This window comes from Millisia brevis NBRC 105863, from assembly GCF_001552615.1.
GTDB classification, from domain to species: Bacteria; Actinomycetota; Actinomycetes; order Mycobacteriales; family Mycobacteriaceae; genus Millisia; species Millisia brevis.
Map to the genome: position 1 here is coordinate 449,014 of NZ_BCRN01000001.1, position 16,452 is coordinate 465,465.

Here is a 16,452-nt window from a genome sequence, read left to right on the forward strand (position 1 = left end):
GCCGCCGTGCCCGACCCGATCACCCACGCCGATGTTGCCGCGGCGGCGGAGCGGATCGCCGGCTCGGTCCGCCCGGTCGTGGTCGCCCCGGCCGGGGTGCGGACCACCGCCGCGGGCCGCTACCGGATGTCGTACGCGTTGGAGTTCCTGCAGTACACCGGCACGTTCAAGGCGCGCGGCGCGCTGAACTTCCTGCGCGCACGGGCCGAGGCGGGCACCCTGCCGGACGCCGGGGTCGCGATCGCGTCCGGCGGCAATGCCGGGTTGGCGTGCGCCTGGTCGGCCCGCGAGGCCGGGACGACGGCGACGGTCTTCGTGCCGACCACCGCTCCGCGGGTCAAGGTCGATCGGCTGCGGTCCTACGGGGCCCGGGTGGAGCTGGTCGGGTCGCAGTTCGCCGAGGCCGCGGCGGCCTGCGCGGACTTCGCCGCCGAGACCGGTGCCGCGTTGTCGCACGCCTACGACCACCCGTTGATCGCCGCGGGAGCGGGAACCCTGGCCGACGAGATCCGCGCGGCGCTGCCGGATGTCACCACGATCGTCGTCGCGGTCGGGGGTGGGGGCCTGTTCGCCGGGGTGGCGACCGCCGCCCATCACCACGGAATCGCCACGGTCGCCGTCGAGCCGGAGCACTGCCGGGCCCTGAACGCCGCCCTCGCCGCGGGGGAACCGGTCGACGTGCCGGTCGACTCGGTGGCCGCCGACTCCCTGGGCGCGCGGCGGGCCTCGACCCTGGCCGTCGAGGCGGCCCGCCGCACCGGAGCACGGTCGGTACTGGTCACCGACGAGCGGATCGTCGCGGTGCGCCGAGGGTTGTGGGACGACCATCGGCTGGTGGTCGAACACGCGGCGGCCACCGCGGTCGCCGCCCTCGAGCCGCGCGCATCGACGGAACCCGCCCCGTTCACACCCACCGACGGCGAACACGTCTGCGTGGTGTTGTGCGGGGCGAACACCGATCCGAGCGACCTCGTCGCATCGTCCGAGCAGCCGAGCGGGATGTAAGCCCCATATGTCCCCAACAGGAGAATTGGGACAAAGCGCGCGATAATCCGATGACCCGTATCGCCCGAGGGTGACGACCCCGCGATATCGGGTTCACCGCGCCCCGGTGTTGTGGCGCTCCGGGGTCCCGCCCGTCGGCGGACCACACCTTGGCCTGATCGGAGTTATCCCATGCCCGAGGACAGCACACCCCAGCCACCGGATGTCGTCAGCGCCTCTCCCGGCGCGGTGATCGCCGACGCCGACTTCGTCATCACAAATATCGATTCCTCGCTGCACAACGAGGAACTCGCCCCGACCAAACCGTCACAGCGCAAATGGGGCACCTTCGAGATCTTCAACGTGTGGACCAACGACGTGCAGAGCCTCGCCGGATATACCTTGGCGGCGAGCCTCTTTGTCACCGCCGGGATCAACGGGTGGTTCGTCTTCGCGGCGATCATTCTGGCCGGCGCGCTGGTGATGGTCTTCGTCAACCTCTCCGGTCGTCCCAGCGTGAAGTACGGGGTGCCCTATCCGGTGGTCGCGCGCGCGTCGATGGGCGTGCGCGGCGCGATGTTCCCGGCGACGGTACGCGGCATCGTCGCGATCTTCTGGTACGGAGCGCAGACCTACTTCGCTTCCACCGCAGTCGCTTTGGCGATCAACGCGATCGTCGGTCCGACGGCGACGGGCACCTTCCTCGGAATGACCTGGGTCGACTGGGTGTCCTACGTCGTCGTCGCCGGATTCCAGATCTGGCTGTTCAGCCGGGGCCTCGACGGCATCGTGAAGTTCCTCAACTTCGCCGGTCCGGCGGTCTATGCGGTGATGGTGCTGCTGCTGATCGCGATCTGGTGGCAGGCGGGTTCGGGGTTGCTCGGTTCGGTGGGCGATATGTTCGCCGGCGAACTGACCGGCATGGCCGCGGTGACCGCATTCGTCGGCGTGGTCGGCACGATGATCGCCTACTTCGCCGCGGTGATCATCAACTTCGGCGACTTCGCCCGATTCACCCGCAGCGACAAGGAGATGCAGCGCGGCAACTTCCTCGGATTGCCGGTCAGCCTGGCGTTCTTCACGTTCCTGTCGCTGTTCATCACCGCCGGGGCGTACGTGGTCTACCAGGACGGGCAGGGCGAACCGAATACCAACCCGGCGGCGATCGTCGGCGAGGTCGGCAATGTGTGGCTGAGCATCATCGCCGCGATCACCTTCTTCGTCGCCACCGTCGGTATCAACCTGGTGGCCAACTTCATCCCGCCGGTCTACGACATCGTCAACCTCAAGCCGTCCAAGTTGAACTTCCGCATCGCCGGGTTGATCACCGCCGCACTGGGATTCATCATCGGCGCGCTGTGGGTGGCGGTGATCGGCAACGCCGGTCTGCCGAAGTTCGTCGATACGCTCGGCGCGGTCCTCGCGCCGCTCTACGGCATCATGGTGATCGACTACTTCTACCTGCGGAAGCAACGACTGCACATCCAGGAGCTCTACTCGGCCGATCCCGGCGGCATCTACTACTTCACCAACGGCTGGAATGTCCGGGCGCTGTGGGCCTTCGGTATCGCGGCGGTGTTCTCGATCGCCGCGGTGTGGACCCCGGCGCTCGAGGCGCTCTCCGGCTTCGCGTGGATCATCGGCGCCGCCCTCGGCGCCCTGCTGCACGTGCTGGTGATGCGTGGTCAGCCGCTCGCCGATCCGGCGCCGGTGGCCGCGGAGCAGGCCGCCGAGTAGCCGACATCGCCGGCCGCTCGGGGCTCGACAGACCCGCGGGCGGCGTGCGACCGTGAGATCCGTCGGGCGCGACGGAAGGACACGTCGATGGGCTGGTCATGGGTGGCGGACACCGTGATGCTCGTCCACTTCGGCTTCCTGCTCTTCGTGGCGCTCGGCGGATTTCTCGCGTGGCGGTACCGAGCGCTGTTCCCGCTGCACGTGGCGGCGATCGGATGGGCGGCGCTCAGCGTCTTCGTCGGCATCGCCTGTCCGCTGACCTACCTGGAGAACCACTTCCGCGAATTGGCGGGCCGTTCCCCCTTGGAGTCGGGCGGCTTCATCGAGACCTACCTGACCGGGGTGATCTATCCGCAGGAGCACCTGCGGACCGTGCAGGCGCTGGTGGCGATGCTGATCGTGGTGTCCTGGGCCGGGCTGGTGGTGCTGCGGAGCCGCCGGGCCGCTCAGAGTCGTTCGTAGCGGGCCCGGGCGAACTGGAACAGGCCGTAGCAGACGAATCCGAGGGCGACGAAGGTCAGCAGGAAGCGGCCGAATGGTGCGGTCAGGATGGTGCGCAGCGCGCCGTCGAGGCCGGTCGACTTCGCCGGATCGAAGGTGATCGCGGCGTAGGCGAACAACGCCCCGATCAGCGACAGGCCGATACCGTTGGCGATGTAGCCGACCAGACCCGCGCGCTCGATCCACGTGCGGATCGCGGGAGGAACGGCGGAGTCGATGTGGTCGAGGAAGGTGCGCTGGATCGCCCGCACGATCGTGAAGATGCCAACCCCGACGATCACCAGGCCGATCAGGATGGCCAGCGGCCGACCGAAGGGCAGCGCCATGATGCCGCTGGTCTGCTCCTGCTGCGATTGAGAGCTCGACGCGCCCTGGCCGCTCGCCATCCTGAAGGTGGTGAACGCCAACGCTCCGAAGGTGCTGCCGGTGATCACCTCGCCGATCCGCTTGGCGACGCCCTTGGCGCCGTCCTCGTCGTCGATCTTCTTGGCGAAAGCGGCATTGGCGAACTGCCACAACATCATCGCCACCAAACCGATGATCAGCAGGTAGAGCAGAATCCGCCCGAACGGGGCGTCGGCGATCGTCGCCAGGGCGCCGGTTTGATCCCCCGATTCCGGGGAGGCGCCCCAGGCGATCTTCAGCGCCAACCAACCGATCAGCAGGTAGACCACGCCGTAGGCGGTCAGGCCCACCCGGGCGATGCCGGTGAGCAGTGGGCTGTCGGCGACGGATTCCGCGGCGCTGCCGGCGGCTTTTGCTCCGCGTCCGATCGAATTCGACATGTGGCCCGATCCCCTCGTCGTGCGCGCGGCTGACCCCCCGGTGGTATCACCTGCCGTCCGAAATGTCCGGGGAATCGCCGATCGTTCACCGTTTCGGCTGCCCGGAGGCTGTGGGAGGCCCCCGGGCAGGCTACCGGTCGGACGCTGGGACTACCAGCTGCGAACCTTGTCGGGCGTGATGCGCAGCAGCACCGAGTAGTCGCCGCGGAACTTCTCCGGGCTCGAGCCGATCGCCGGGAAGCCCCACGCATACTTCTTCGCGTAGGCCTCCCACTCCGCGTCGGTCGGGCCGGCGGGGTCGACCACCGCGGCGCCGGTCAACACCGCGATATCGCCGCCGGTGTCGTTGCTGTTCAGGTTCAGCGCGACCCGGGAGTTCGCGGCGGTGTGCTTGAGCTTGCCGGTATCGGGCTGGCTGAACACCAGGATCTGGTCGCCCGACCGAAGGAACCACACCGGCGTCGGCACCGGTGCGCCCGCCCCGGTCACCGTGGTGAGCCAGATGATCTGCTCATCGTTCAATCGTTGCGTGACGCGGTCCGAAAGCGTGAGAGCTGAAGTCATGCCGGATGCAACCGGACCCGGCTCCGGGCCATTCCCGTTCGATGGAGATTCCATCGACAATTCACCCGATCACGGCCCGCTCACCGGGCCGTGGTCGAACGCCACCCGCTCTCGTGCAGGTGCGCGACCCCGTCGAGCAGCAGATCGAGCGCAAAACCGAACTCGGCGTCCTCGTCGCAGGCCACGCCGGCTCGGTCGGCGTCCGTCGCCATGCGGATGATCGCCGGATAGGAGGTCGCGAAGTCGGCCATCGCGATCGCGCGCTCCTCGGGATCGTCCGGGACGCGAGGCGTCGGCAGCACGTCGCGGGTGAATCCCCACATCCGGGTACTGAGCGCGTGCATCGTGTGGTGGACGAGGTCCGCGGACAGCCCGCCGTCGAACATCGCCGCCATCAGCGCGTCCATATGGGCGAGGGTGCGCGGGGTCGCGAGTGGCCGGGTCTCGATGGCGTCGCGCATCCAGGAGTGGGCGGTCAGGACGGCGCGGGAGGCGAGGATGCGCGCCCGGACGTTGCGTCGCCAGTCGTCCTGCTCCGGTAGTGGTCCGATGTCATCCAGCAGCCGATCGACCATCTCGTCGATGAGCTGCGAGCGGTTGGCGACGTGTTTGTACAGCGCCATCGCGGTGACCCCGAGGCGGTCGGCGACCCCGCGCATACTCGCGGCGTCCAGCCCCTGCTCGTCGGCGAGCTCGATCGCGGCCGCGACGACACGGGAGCGGTCGAGCCGGGACCGGGAGATCGACGTTGACACGTATACACCGTACACCTAGCCTCGATCGCAAAGGCTTACACCGTATACCTGCGAAGGGGTCCTCGTGGCGCACAGTTCACGGCAGCACGCGCGTGCCGCCGGCATCCTTTATCTGGTCACCCACGTGACCTCGGTGACCGCCGTCGCCGCCTACACCTCGGGGGCGGTGATCGCCGGGGTGACCCTCGAGTTCGCCCTCGCGATCGGATGCGCCGGCACCGGGGTTCTGCTGTGGATTCTGCTGCGCGAGTTCGGTCCCGCCCGGGCCGCGACCTTCGGAATGCTGCGGGCCGTCGAGGCGGCGGTGATCCTCGCCGGCACGCTGCCCCTGCTGGCGAGCACCCGTCCGGGCCTGTCCGACGGTTCGACGGCCGCGACCGGGCTGCACGACGCCGCGTTCCTGGTCGGACAGGGGCTGGTGATCAGCGTCAACACCATCGTGCTCGGCTGGTTGCTGATCGACGCGGGCGTGGTGCCGCGGGCGCTTGCCGTCCTGGGTCCGGTCGGCGGCACGCTGGTGTTGGCCGGCAACCTCGCCCAACTGTGGGGGGCGATCCCGCAGGGCGGTGCGATCGCCGCGCTGGCGGCCATCCCGGTCTTCGCCTTCGAGATCTGGCTGGCCGTGTACCTGATCGCAGTCGGGTTCCGCCGTCGCGAGAGCGAGACCCCGGCGCGGCCGATCGGCGTCGGCGCGTGAGAATGCGACGATGACCACCCTCTCGGTTCGACCCGCACAGCCCGCCGGGCGGTCGGGCATCCTGCTCGCGGCGACGGCGCTGCTGCTGGTCGGAGTCTTCGTGCTGCCCGTGCTGATCGCCGAGTTCATCGGCCGGGCCGGCGGTTCGACGATCGCCGGGCTCCCGAACGTGGCGGCCCACGGCTTCGACCGGTGGGTGTCCTCCGGGTCCGCGGAGCCGGGGGCCGCGCTATCGTCGGCGGTCGAGTTCTGGCGGCTCTTCCACGGGATCAAGGCGGTCCTGGCCATCGGTCTGCTCGCGCTGCTGGTGGTGCTGAGCTCCCGCATCCTGGCCGCCTACCGCACCGCCGACACCTCCGGCCGACGCCGCGCGCTGGCCGCCGGAGCGGGCGCGTCGGCGCTGACCGGCCTGGCGATCGTGCTGGTCATCGCCAATATCCAGGGGATGGTCGCGCCGCTGTCCTCGGTGCTGAGCTTCCTGCCCGCGGGCGATCCGACGCCCGCCATGATCGCCGTGCACGACGATGTCGTCGCCGGGACGACCACGGCCGTCGGCGCCGCCCTGATCGACGACTTCCGGCTGTATCACCTGGCGATCGTGGTCTGCGCCGTGCCGATCATCCTCGGCCTGATCGTCGCCGGCCTCCACATCCGGACGGGGTGGCAGCGCCTCCCCACCACCCGCCGGCGGCGCACCGACCTGCTGCTGACCGAGCTACCCGTCGTGGTGATAGCGGTGCTGCTGATCGTAGTGGTCGCGGCGAATATCTCGACGGTGCTGGACACCGCGCCCGCCCTGGCCGCTTTCCTGGGCGGCGCGGGTACCTAGAAGGATCGGGATCGAGAGAGTGTGGAGCCTAGGAGATTCGAACTCCTGACATCTGCCTTGCAAAGGCAGCGCTCTACCAACTGAGCTAAGGCCCCGTGCGCCTCGGGCAGGCCGAAGCACCCGACGTTTTTACCATACGGCGGATGCTCTGCCCGGGGCAGGATCAGCTTGTGGGCGCTCCGACGACCCAGTCGACGCCGATCGTGCCCGGTTGCGGCTGGTAGGGGGCGAAGAACTGGTTGGCGGGCACCCCTTCGAGGGTCATCACCAGCGCCGGGACGGAGATTCCGTCGATCTGTTCGCGGATGATGTCGGCGTGGCCGGCGTGTCGCGCCATCTCCTCGACCTGGTGGCTGACCGCGTAGCGGGCATTGGCCGGGCGGCGGTCGAAGATCCCGAACCAGGGCGACGGGTCCTCCAGGATTTCCGCGCCCGGATCGAGAGCGGAGAGGGCGGCGAGATAGACCGGCCGCAACTCGTCGAAGTCGGCGATCACCCCGGCGGTGGTCTCCCCCTCGCCGATGACGAATCCCTGCTGGTAGCGGGCGAGCGTCGCCTCGTCGAAGGCCGCCGCCTCGACCCCGTTGAGCCGATCGACGGTGCCGCGCATGCCGTCGGTGACGTGCTTGATGATGCCGCCGATGCTCAGCGCGCTGCGGCAGGGATGCGACGCCGCCTGCTCCTCGGTCAGGCCGAAAGCGGCCGCGCGGATGGCGGACAGTTGCTCATCGAGATAGCGAACGGACCCGGTGATCTCGTCGTCGCGAACCGGTGTGTACATCGCAGGCTCCTTGCCTGATGGGAGGGGACGAGCGGCGTACCGCCATCATTGCCCCTCCCACCGACAGGTTCACCCCAGTTGCTTGCGAAATGGGTGCGGTTGCCGGCCAACCGGATACGCGGCGACGTCGAATTGCGGCGTATATCCGGTTCGCACGTACAGGCGCACCGCCTCGGGCTGGTGCCAGCCGGTGGTCAGGTAGACCCCGGAGTACCCGGCCGCGGCGATGCGCGTCTCCAGTTCGGCGACCACCCGCACGCCGAGACGCTCACCCCGGGCCGCCGGGCTCGTCCAGATGCGCTTGAGCTCGGCGGTCGACTCGTCGTAGCGCTGCCAGGCGCCACCCGCGACCACCTCGTCGTCGCGCAGCAGCGCGACGAACCCCCCACCACCCGTAGCGGAGAACCGGGTCGCGTCGTAGCGGTACAGGTCCTCGAGGACCTGGGCCGGCGGATGGTTGTACCGCCCGCCGTATTCGCGGGCCAGGTCCTCGAACATCGGCACCAGGACGCGGTCGCCCTGGCGGACGTCGACGGCCAGGATTTCCCCGACTCCGCTGCTCATCGTTGATTCCTCGCTTCGGACGACCGTGCTTCGGGGGTGGGGGTTCGACTGGGCTGTGCGGCTACCGCGTCAGCTCAGCTCGCGCGGCAGTCCGGGCGGGTTGATCTCCGAGGTTTCGACCGCCTCTCCCTGCAGATTCCACCGTTCGAGGACCTGCTGGTACTCGCCGGTCGCGATCAGCGAGTTGATCGCCTCGTTGAGCGGCTCGAGCAGCGGATTGCCCTTGCGAACGGTCGCGCCGATCAGGCCCTGCAGGTCACCACCGGCGCCGGAGTATTCGCCGATGATCTTGGTGGCCGCCGGTGTGCCCCCGACCTGCAGGACGTGGAAGGCCGAGATCGGGTTGGGCGAGAAGTAGGCGTCGATCTGACCCGAGGACAGCGCGCCGTAAACCGCGGTCTGATCCTGGTAGTACTTGATGTTGATCGGGTCCTTGCCCTCGGCTTCGAGGTCCTTGGAGAACTGGACCAGGATCGCCTCCTGGTTGGTACCCGAGCCGACGGCGACGTTGCGGCCGGCGAAGTCCTCGTAGCTGTTCCAGGTCCAATCGTCGGATTCCGGAACCTCGACGGCCAGGTTGTCCTTGCGGTAGGTCGCGAAGTCGTAGAGGTCCTTGCGGGCCTCGGTGACCGTGATGTTCGAGATGCCCACGTCGGTGCTGCCGGAGTCGATGCCCAGGAAGAGGCCCTCCCACGACGACGGCACGGTTTCGACCTCGAGGTCGAGCACATTGCCGATGATGTGGGCGATGTCGATCTCGTCGCCGATCCAGGTGGTGTTGTCGTCCTCGGCGGTGAACGAGAACGGCGGCGCGCCCGGCCCCGATCCGATACCCACCCGCAGCACACCACGGTCGCGGATCTCCTGCGGTACCAGGTCCGCGATCGCCGCCACCGGTGCGGCGGTGATGCGATCCTGCTGGGAGGTGACGTTGAGTGTCGGTGTCCCGGAACCGGTGTCGGCGGACCCGGCGGTGCCGCCGGAGACCTGCCCCTCACCGCAGGCCGCGGACAGCAGCACCGCGGCGAAGGCGAGGGCGGCGAGACCGAACCGACGCGGTCCGGTCGTCGAACGTACGGACATGGGTGTGAACACCTTTCGATCGAAGCGTGCGGGAAACTACAGAACCCGGGAGAGGAACTCGCGGGTACGGTCGTGTTGCGGATTGTCGAGAACCTCTGCGGGCGGACCTGATTCGAGGATGCGCCCGTCGTCGATGAAGATCAGGCGGTCGGCGACCCGGCGAGCGAAGGCGATCTCGTGGGTGACGATGATCAGCGTGCGACCCTCGCGGGCGAGGTCGGCGATCACGTCGAGCACCTCACCGACCAGTTCCGGGTCGAGCGCCGAGGTCGGCTCGTCGAACAGGATCAGCTCCGGTTGCAGGGCAAGCGCCCGCGCGATCGCCACCCGCTGCTGCTGGCCGCCGGACAGCTGACGCGGATAGTGGTCCACCCGGTCGCCGAGCCCGACTCGTTCGAGCAGGTCACGGGCTTGGCGGCGGACATCCTCGGTCTGCTGGAGGCCCTTGGCGTGGATCGGGGCGAGGCTGACATTCTCGAGGGCGGTCAGGTGCGGAAAGAGGTTGAAGTGCTGGAAGACGAAGCCGATCTTCGAGCGCTGCCGCAGGATGGCCGCCTCGGGCAGCGCGTAGAGCTTCGTACCGGACTGCCGATAGCCGATGATCTCCCCGTCGATGCGCACCAGGCCGGTGGTCGGCCGCTCGAGATGGTTGATCGTGCGCAGCAGGGTCGACTTGCCGCTGCCGGAGGGGCCGATGATCGCGACGACCTCGCCGGCGCGCACGTCGAGGTCGATGCCGCGCAGGATCTCCTTGTCGTCGAACGCCTTCCGCAGTCCGCGGATGCGCACCCGAGGTGTGCGGGTCGGTTCGGGGGCGGGGACCGTCGTGGTCTCGTCGACGGCGATCGGATCGGTCGTGGTGGGATCGGTGGTTGTCGGGTCGGCGGTGGTCATGACGTGGCGTCCTTCGGTTGCGCGGTGACCTCCCGACGCAGGCGCCATGCCCGCACCGCGCGGACGATCCGCTGCCTGGGGGTGGGTTCGAGATTCCGGGCCGAGCCCTTGGAGAAGTAGCGCTCGACGTAGTACTGCAGGATCGACAGCACGGCGGTCAGGAAGATGTACCAAACGGTCGCGACCAGCAGCAGCGCGATGATGCGGCCGTTGCGGCCGTAGATGACCTGCGATTGGTAGAACAGGTCGGGGATCGCCAGGACGAAGACCGCCGAGGTGCCCTTGAGCAGGTCGATGATCTGGTTGACCGCCGGCGGCACGATCGTGCGCATCGCCTGCGGGAAGATGATCAGCCTGAACTGCTTGCCGCGCGGGATGCCCAGCGCGGAGGCCGCTTCGAGTTGACCGGAGTCCACCGACAGGATGCCCGAGCGGATGATCTCGGCGTTGTAGGCGGCCTGGTGCAGCGTGAGGCCGATCGCGCCGGCCACGAACGGGGCGATCAGGTCGCGGGTATCCCAGCTGTGGAAGATCGGGCCGAACGGGATACCGATGCTGATCTGCGCGTAGAGCGCGCCGAGGAAGCCGAAGAAGAGCACCTGGACCAGCAGCGGTACCGACCGGAAGAGCCACACGAAGGTCCAGCTGGCCGAGCTGAGCAGCGGGCTCTTGGACAGTCGACCGAGCGCGAGCACGATGCCGCCGAGGAAGCCGAGGACGCCGGCGATCAGCGTCAGCTGCAGGGTGGTGCCGACGGCCCGCACGATCGAGTCGCTGAGCAGGAACGATGCGAAGGTGCCCAGGTCGAAGTTGGGGTTGGTGAACAGCCCGTTGATCACCTGGGCGAGCAGGATCAGCACGATGATCGACGCGATCCACCGGCCGATCGGGCGACGCTCGACGATCGTGAACGCCTCGGGCTGGGTATCGGGCGGCTCGGCCGCAGGGCTGCGGTCGGAGGTGAGCGAGGCGGTCATGGGCGACCTTTCGGACGACACGAGGGGCGGTCGGCGCGCAGCGGGGAGCGGCGAACCAAGGTGGGTGGCGGTGCGGATCCCGGACCGGCGACGGTTTCGTCGCGGTGGGAGGTGGGGCTGCAGGTTGGGGGCGCCGGGGGCGCAGCGCTGCAGGTCAGGAACGCGGAAGGGCGCGGTGGACCGGTACGGAACATCGACCACGGACTCGTGCGTATGCGCGCGTCGTCGTCATGGGCCCGTTTCCGTTCCTCGGTATCCGTCGACGACATCTGCGGTCGACCGGCGCCTGTGCGCCTCTATCGAGGAAACCCGGTCCGGCCGATTCGGTGAAGGATTCCAATCCGCACGATTCCGATTCGACCATCCAACGCGGGGTTTGCCGGATCAGCATGAACGCTTGCCGCTGCGTCCGGCGGGGAGCACAGTCGAGGCATGAGCGACACCGACGCAGCGACCACCCACCGGCACGGCGACCACCACCACGGATCCGAGTCCGGCGAGCGGGGACATCAGTCCGGTAGCCACGGGCATCACCACGGCAAGGCGAGCCTCGGCGACTTCGATTGGAACGCCGCGGCGGAGATGATCGACGTCGAAGCGCGAGCCTTCGGTCCCTATCCCGTGGAGGCGCTCGGCCCGCTCGACCTGTCGCCGGCGCGGGTGCTCGACGTCGGCTCCGGCACCGGCTGGGCGGCCCTCGAATTCGCCCGGATGTGGCCGAACGCCGAGGTCATCGCGGTCGACGGTGCCCGCGCGCTGCTCGATCACGCCGAACGATCCGCCCGCGACGCCGGGCTCGACCTCACCACGATCGAGGCGCAGTTCCCGGAGGACCTGTCGACCCTCCCCGAGGCCGATCTGATCTGGTCCGCGCAGGTCGTCCACCATGTCGGCGACCAGCTCGACGCCCTGCGCCGGCTGGCGCAGCGGGTGCGCCCGGGCGGCACGATCGCGATCGTCGAGGGTGGCCTGTCCCCCCGCTGGCTGCCGCGCGATATCGGCTTCGGCAGGCCCGGTCTGCAGGCTCGCCTGGACACCGCGGTCACCGACGGCTTCCAGAACATGCGCGCGGACCTGCCGGGGACGGTTCGCGCCGTCGAGGATTGGCCGGCTCTGCTGCGGCAGGCGGGTCTCGTCGACACCCGCACCAGCAACGTCCTGATCGACCGCCCGGCGACCGACGACGTCCGCGCGTGGCTGCGGCATCGGCTCGAGCGGACCCGCGCCGGCATGGCCGACACCCTCGACGCCGAGGACCTCGCGACCCTCGATCGGCTGATCGATCCGACCGATCCCGAGGGAATCGACCTGCGCTCCGACCTCTTCCTACTCGCGGTCAAGTCCGTGCACATCGGCCGTCGACCCACCGGCGAGGACGGATAGCGCCACGACGGTACACATGCGGGGGACGCGTCTATCCGGCCATGCTGCGTGGCTTCGAAAAGGACTGGAAAGCAGCAGCCGGATTCGCCACCGGTGGCGCCTCACCGGCATACCGGTGTCCGGTGGGAGTGGTGATCACGCTTCCATGTCTGCCCGACGGCCCGATCCGACCGCGGGTATGCCAGTTCCGGGCCTGCTTGACGTGGTTGCACGCCACACAGAGCCCCTGGCCGTTGGCGAGCGACGTAGCGCCACCGTCCGCGGCGGGTTGGACGTGGTCGATGTGTCGGATCGGAGCGTCGCAGTAGGGCGTTCGGCAGATACGGTCCCGGATCCGGATCAGTGAGGCCAGGTCCTTCGGGAACAGGCGCGTGCACCGATCCATGGTGACCACCGCGCCCGACTCGGGCACCGAGTACACCTTGCGCAGTCGAGCGAGTCCGGCGGAACCGGCGCGATGGACCAGGTCACGGGCCAGATCCGCGGGTACCGGGCCGTAGCCGTCGACGAATGCGGGATCGGAGCAGTCTCCGAACAGCGCACGGTCCGACACCACCACATTCACCGCCACGGACCCGGTGGGCCGCGATCGAGCGGCGTCGGCGACACCGGCCATGACAACGCGATCGACCCGATGCGGGAATTCGCGGCGGGCGAGCCCGATCTGGGCGGCGATCCCCCGCCCGCGCCGGTCCTCCGGCACGCCGGCGGCCACTGCTTCCACGCGTTCGGCACGATCGAAATCCGCCGCGACCTGCGCCTGAAGACCGGCGGCGGCACAGACCAACCGCTCGAGCCCGCGGATCAGATCGATCCTCTCGGCCACATCGGCAGGTCCGCCGGCCGCGGACAGCATCCGTACCCATCGCCGAACGTCGTCGACGCCCACATCCCCCGATTCGCACATGCGTTCGATTTTACCGGCTCCACGGCTACCGGGAACGCCCAAACCGCAATCTGTGGATAACTCATGACACCCCCGCAATCTGTGGAATTCGGGTGTGCGTCATTCGACTTCGGATGATCGACTGTCACCCATCGACCGGCTGCGAACCGGCGGCGGATCGCGAATCGGCGGCGGGCGGGAGCACATCGCGCCGACTCGGATGGCCCCAGAAACGATGCAGCCCAGCCGTCAACCCGAACGCGATCACGAACCCGGCCAGGAAAGTGAGGTCTCCGATATGCGGCCACCGCTCTGCCACCGGACCGACGTAGAACGACTGATTGGACAGCAGCCAGATCGACAGCACGGCGCCCACCGCCATCGCCACCGGTCCGGCCGGGTTCCGATACGTCCGTGCGGTGTACACCGCAGGGTCGTCGGTGACCCGGCACAACCACAGGTTCGCGAACATCACCCCCAACCACGGGCCGATCCAATAGGCCATCACCAGCAGGAAGTTCTGGAAGGTACCGATATTGGACAGTCCGATCACCGCGATGATCGTGCCGACCACCGCGACGGCGACGGCGAGGATCGCCCGCAGGAAGCGGGTGGAGAACTCGATGCCCAGGGCCGCGAAGGACAGGGCGCTCGAGTAGAGGTTCAGGGCATTGGCGGAGGTCGAGCCCAGGCAGATCGCGATCAAGGTGAGCACCCCCAACCAGACGGGCAGCAGGCCCGCATAGGAGGAGGTGGGGTTGTCGAGGTTCCACAGGCTCACCCCGACGGCGGTGACCGCGGCGGCGCCGGCGATCTGCATGATCGTCGAGGAGACGAATTCCCCCACCGCCGCGTAGATTCCGGCGGCGCGGGAGTCCCGGGGTCGGAAGTATCGCGAGTAGTCCGCGGCCATCGGTGTCCACCCGGCGGTATATCCGAAGGAGGCGCCGACGGCGATCCAGAAGGCCCCCGGCACCGGGTCGCCCGGATCGGTCCAGTCGGCCCGGGTCAACACGATGACGATGCCGATCGCGAAGAAGACCACCAGAACCGGGAAGGCATACCGCTCGAACAGCTGAATCATGTTGTGTCCGAGGACGGCCAGCAGACAGGTCACCGTAGCCGCGAGCACCAGGCACAGTACTGTGCTCCAGCCGGTCAGTTCCGAGAATGCCAGCGCCCCACTGGAGGCGTTGACCGCGAACCACCCGGCGCCGAGCAGCACCGCGTTGAGCCCGGCGGGCAGCAGATTGCCGCGGTACCCGAAGGCCCGCCGACTCTGCATCATCTGCGCCAGACCGGATCGCGGACCGAGCGCGGAGAGCACCCCGTGCGCGAGGCTCGCCAGCACATTGCCCAGCAGGATCGCCAGGATCGCCTGGCCGAGGCCCAATCCGAAGTAGAGCACGCCGAGCGCGCCGACGAAGATCGTCGCGAACTCCATATTCGGCGACGACCAGGTCCACAGCAGTTGAGACGGATGTCCGTGCCGTTGGGATTCCGGGACCGGTTCGGAGCCACCGGGTTCGATCGAGAGGGTCGAGCCGTAGCTGCCGGCGCGGTCGTTCTCGGTTCTCATCGCATCCCCATCCCGGTCACGCGGTCAGCCACCGCGGGCGTTGTAGACGACGACACCGTCCCGATCGACGCCGGTGCGGTAGGCCCGAAATACCTCGAGCGCCTCCTCGCGCAGCACTCCGTCGACCACCCGGATGCCGCGCCGTTCGAACTGTTCGGCCCAGTCGGCGACCATCGGACCCTCGTCGAAGGTGGTGATCTCCTCGAGCTCCGGGCCGGAGCCGGCGACGATCAGCCCGCGCACCCCGGACCACATCGTCGCGCCGTAACACTGGACGCAGGGCCGCCAGTTGACGACCAGTTCGTGGGCCGGCATCCCCGGTCCGCCGAGGTCACGGGAGCCGACGGCGCGCTGCGCGGTGCCGAGGGCGGTGACCTCGGCGTGGGCGGAGGAGACCCCGGACCCGAGCACCACGTTGACCCCGACCGACACGATGCGCCCGGTCTCCGATTCGGCGACCAGCGCCGCGAAAGGACCGCCGTTGCCCTCGCGCCAGTTGCGGTCGGCGAGCCGATGCACCAGGGCCATACGGTCGGCGACGTCGGGGATCGTGTCGGGGACGTCGGACAGTTCGTCGTCGATCCAATCGGGCAATGCGATCGTGTACCCGTGGCTGGTCAGCCGCATGCCGACTCCTTCGCTGCCGTCGTGTGCGCCTCGTCGATCCTCGCCTGTGGTCGGCCGGGGTGCATGTCGAAGCGATGCGGGTCGGGCCCGGTCACCGTGGCGAGACAGGGACGTAACGTGCCGCGCCTAGGGTGGCGCCATGACGACGACCGCGGAGCTCAATCGGCTGCTGGACGTGATCGAGAAGGACATCGCTCCGCTGACTGCGAAGGGTGTCGTCTCCGGCAACAAGCTCTTCGGTGCGGCGATCCTGCGCAAGTCCGACCTGTCGCTGGTGGTCGCCGAGACCAACAACGAGACGCAGAATCCCCTGTGGCACGGCGAGATTCATGCGATCAAGCGGTTCTGGGAGCTGCCCGCAGGCGAGCGCCCGGACCCGAAGGAGTGCTACTTCCTCTGCACCCACGAGCCCTGCTCGCTGTGCCTGAGCGGAATCACCTGGTCGGGCTTCGACGTCTTCGGTTACCTGTTCAGCCATACCGATTCGGCCGAGAGCTTCGCGATCCCGTACGACATCCAGATCCTCAAGGGCGTCTACGCGGTACCCGATCCGGACCGGGATGCGCCGGCGCCCGGCCGGGATCTGTACAACCGGGTCAACGAGTACTTCACCAGCATCAACCTTGCCGAACAGGTCAGCGCCTCGGGCGAACCCGATCTGATCGCCCGGGTGCGGACGATCGGCGAGCTGTACGACGAGTTGTCCGCGACCTACCAGCAGGGCAAGGGCAACGCCGGCATCCCTTTGAGCTGACCGGCCGCGCGGTCGGGGATACCACTGCGTTCCGGGTCGCCGGACACGCCCGTCGAGTGCCCGGCGCACGAT

At 68.6% G+C, this 16,452-nt stretch carries 18 protein-coding genes and 1 tRNA gene; 7 read left to right on the forward strand and 12 right to left on the reverse strand.

Going from position 1 to position 16,452, the window contains the following annotated elements:
• The first annotated feature begins 6 nt into the window (after nucleotides 1-6).
• The 3 genes from MB1_RS02020 to MB1_RS02030 all read left to right on the forward strand — a co-directional run bounded on the left by MB1_RS02020 (nucleotide 7) and on the right by MB1_RS02030 (nucleotide 3,183).
• Nucleotides 7-1,005, forward strand: a complete 999-nt coding sequence (locus MB1_RS02020; RefSeq protein WP_066903128.1) for a serine/threonine dehydratase — start codon at nucleotides 7-9, stop codon at nucleotides 1,003-1,005.
• 171 nt (nucleotides 1,006-1,176) lie between these two features.
• Nucleotides 1,177-2,721 carry an NCS1 family nucleobase:cation symporter-1 gene (locus MB1_RS02025; RefSeq protein ID WP_084350634.1) on the forward strand — a complete coding sequence of 515 codons (1,545 nt, stop codon included), beginning with the start codon at nucleotides 1,177-1,179 and terminating at the stop codon, nucleotides 2,719-2,721.
• 87 nt (nucleotides 2,722-2,808) lie between these two features.
• The gene (locus tag MB1_RS02030) at nucleotides 2,809-3,183 is read left to right on the forward strand and encodes a DUF2784 domain-containing protein (RefSeq protein ID WP_066903130.1); all 375 of its coding nucleotides are present in this window, start codon (nucleotides 2,809-2,811) and stop codon (nucleotides 3,181-3,183) included.
• Here the strand turns inward: MB1_RS02030 and MB1_RS02035 are convergent.
• From MB1_RS02035 to MB1_RS02045, 3 genes are all read right to left on the reverse strand, one after another.
• Entirely contained in the window at nucleotides 3,168-4,007 is an 840-nt protein-coding gene (locus MB1_RS02035; RefSeq protein WP_066903131.1) for a DUF1206 domain-containing protein, read from the reverse strand. The genes MB1_RS02030 and MB1_RS02035 overlap by 16 nt on opposite strands.
• A 150-nt stretch (nucleotides 4,008-4,157) precedes the next feature.
• Nucleotides 4,158-4,571: a TIGR03667 family PPOX class F420-dependent oxidoreductase gene (locus MB1_RS02040; RefSeq protein WP_066903134.1), complete on the reverse strand. Its 414-nt coding sequence runs from the start codon at nucleotides 4,569-4,571 to the stop codon at nucleotides 4,158-4,160.
• An 80-nt stretch (nucleotides 4,572-4,651) separates the two neighbouring features.
• On the reverse strand, nucleotides 4,652-5,326 hold the full coding sequence (locus MB1_RS02045) for a TetR/AcrR family transcriptional regulator (RefSeq protein WP_245649981.1): 675 nt from the start codon (nucleotides 5,324-5,326) through the stop codon (nucleotides 4,652-4,654).
• A gap of 64 nt (nucleotides 5,327-5,390) precedes the next feature.
• Here MB1_RS02045 and MB1_RS02050 point away from each other — a divergent pair, with 64 nt between their 5' ends.
• On the forward strand, nucleotides 5,391-6,023 hold the full coding sequence (locus MB1_RS02050) for a DUF4386 domain-containing protein (RefSeq protein ID WP_066903138.1): 633 nt from the start codon (nucleotides 5,391-5,393) through the stop codon (nucleotides 6,021-6,023).
• A gap of 10 nt (nucleotides 6,024-6,033) precedes the next feature.
• The gene (locus MB1_RS02055) at nucleotides 6,034-6,852 is read left to right on the forward strand and encodes a hypothetical protein (protein ID WP_066903140.1); all 819 of its coding nucleotides are present in this window, start codon (nucleotides 6,034-6,036) and stop codon (nucleotides 6,850-6,852) included.
• 22 nt (nucleotides 6,853-6,874) lie between these two features.
• Here MB1_RS02055 and MB1_RS02060 read toward each other — a convergent pair.
• From MB1_RS02060 to MB1_RS02085, 6 genes are all read right to left on the reverse strand, one after another.
• Nucleotides 6,875-6,947, reverse strand: a tRNA-Ala gene (locus MB1_RS02060).
• 68 nt (nucleotides 6,948-7,015) lie between these two features.
• Entirely contained in the window at nucleotides 7,016-7,633 is a 618-nt protein-coding gene (locus tag MB1_RS02065) for a DinB family protein (RefSeq protein ID WP_066903142.1), read from the reverse strand.
• 69 nt (nucleotides 7,634-7,702) lie between these two features.
• The gene (locus MB1_RS02070; protein WP_066903144.1) at nucleotides 7,703-8,197 is read right to left on the reverse strand and encodes a GNAT family N-acetyltransferase; all 495 of its coding nucleotides are present in this window, start codon (nucleotides 8,195-8,197) and stop codon (nucleotides 7,703-7,705) included.
• A 69-nt stretch (nucleotides 8,198-8,266) separates the two neighbouring features.
• Nucleotides 8,267-9,280, reverse strand: coding sequence for an ABC transporter substrate-binding protein (locus MB1_RS02075; protein WP_066903146.1), 1,014 nt, complete (start codon nucleotides 9,278-9,280; stop codon nucleotides 8,267-8,269).
• Nucleotides 9,281-9,316: 36 nt separating this feature from the next.
• Entirely contained in the window at nucleotides 9,317-10,174 is an 858-nt protein-coding gene (locus MB1_RS02080; protein ID WP_084350636.1) for an amino acid ABC transporter ATP-binding protein, read from the reverse strand.
• Nucleotides 10,171-11,151 carry an amino acid ABC transporter permease gene (locus tag MB1_RS02085; RefSeq protein ID WP_066903148.1) on the reverse strand — a complete coding sequence of 327 codons (981 nt, stop codon included), beginning with the start codon at nucleotides 11,149-11,151 and terminating at the stop codon, nucleotides 10,171-10,173. Before MB1_RS02085 ends, MB1_RS02080 begins: the two co-directional genes overlap by 4 nt.
• Before the next feature lie 432 nt (nucleotides 11,152-11,583).
• Between MB1_RS02085 and MB1_RS02090 the strand changes: the two genes are divergently transcribed.
• A complete protein-coding gene (locus MB1_RS02090) occupies nucleotides 11,584-12,534 on the forward strand; it encodes a class I SAM-dependent methyltransferase (protein WP_084350638.1) in 951 nt (316 codons plus the stop codon).
• Between the two features lie 31 nt (nucleotides 12,535-12,565).
• Here the strand turns inward: MB1_RS02090 and MB1_RS02095 are convergent, their stop codons facing one another.
• The 3 genes from MB1_RS02095 to MB1_RS02105 form a co-directional block, all read right to left on the reverse strand.
• Nucleotides 12,566-13,441: an HNH endonuclease gene (locus tag MB1_RS02095; protein ID WP_245649982.1), complete on the reverse strand. Its 876-nt coding sequence runs from the start codon at nucleotides 13,439-13,441 to the stop codon at nucleotides 12,566-12,568.
• A 124-nt stretch (nucleotides 13,442-13,565) separates the two neighbouring features.
• Nucleotides 13,566-14,999 (reverse strand): purine-cytosine permease family protein, encoded by a 1,434-nt coding sequence (locus tag MB1_RS02100; RefSeq protein WP_066903151.1) that lies wholly within the window; start codon nucleotides 14,997-14,999, stop codon nucleotides 13,566-13,568.
• Nucleotides 15,000-15,023: 24 nt separating this feature from the next.
• Nucleotides 15,024-15,626, reverse strand: a complete 603-nt coding sequence (locus tag MB1_RS02105) for a nucleoside deaminase (protein ID WP_066903153.1) — start codon at nucleotides 15,624-15,626, stop codon at nucleotides 15,024-15,026.
• A gap of 139 nt (nucleotides 15,627-15,765) precedes the next feature.
• On the opposite strand from MB1_RS02105, the gene MB1_RS02110 reads away from it, so the two are divergent.
• Nucleotides 15,766-16,380 (forward strand): cytidine/deoxycytidylate deaminase family protein, encoded by a 615-nt coding sequence (locus tag MB1_RS02110; protein ID WP_066903156.1) that lies wholly within the window; start codon nucleotides 15,766-15,768, stop codon nucleotides 16,378-16,380.
• Nucleotides 16,381-16,452 lie beyond the last annotated feature (72 nt).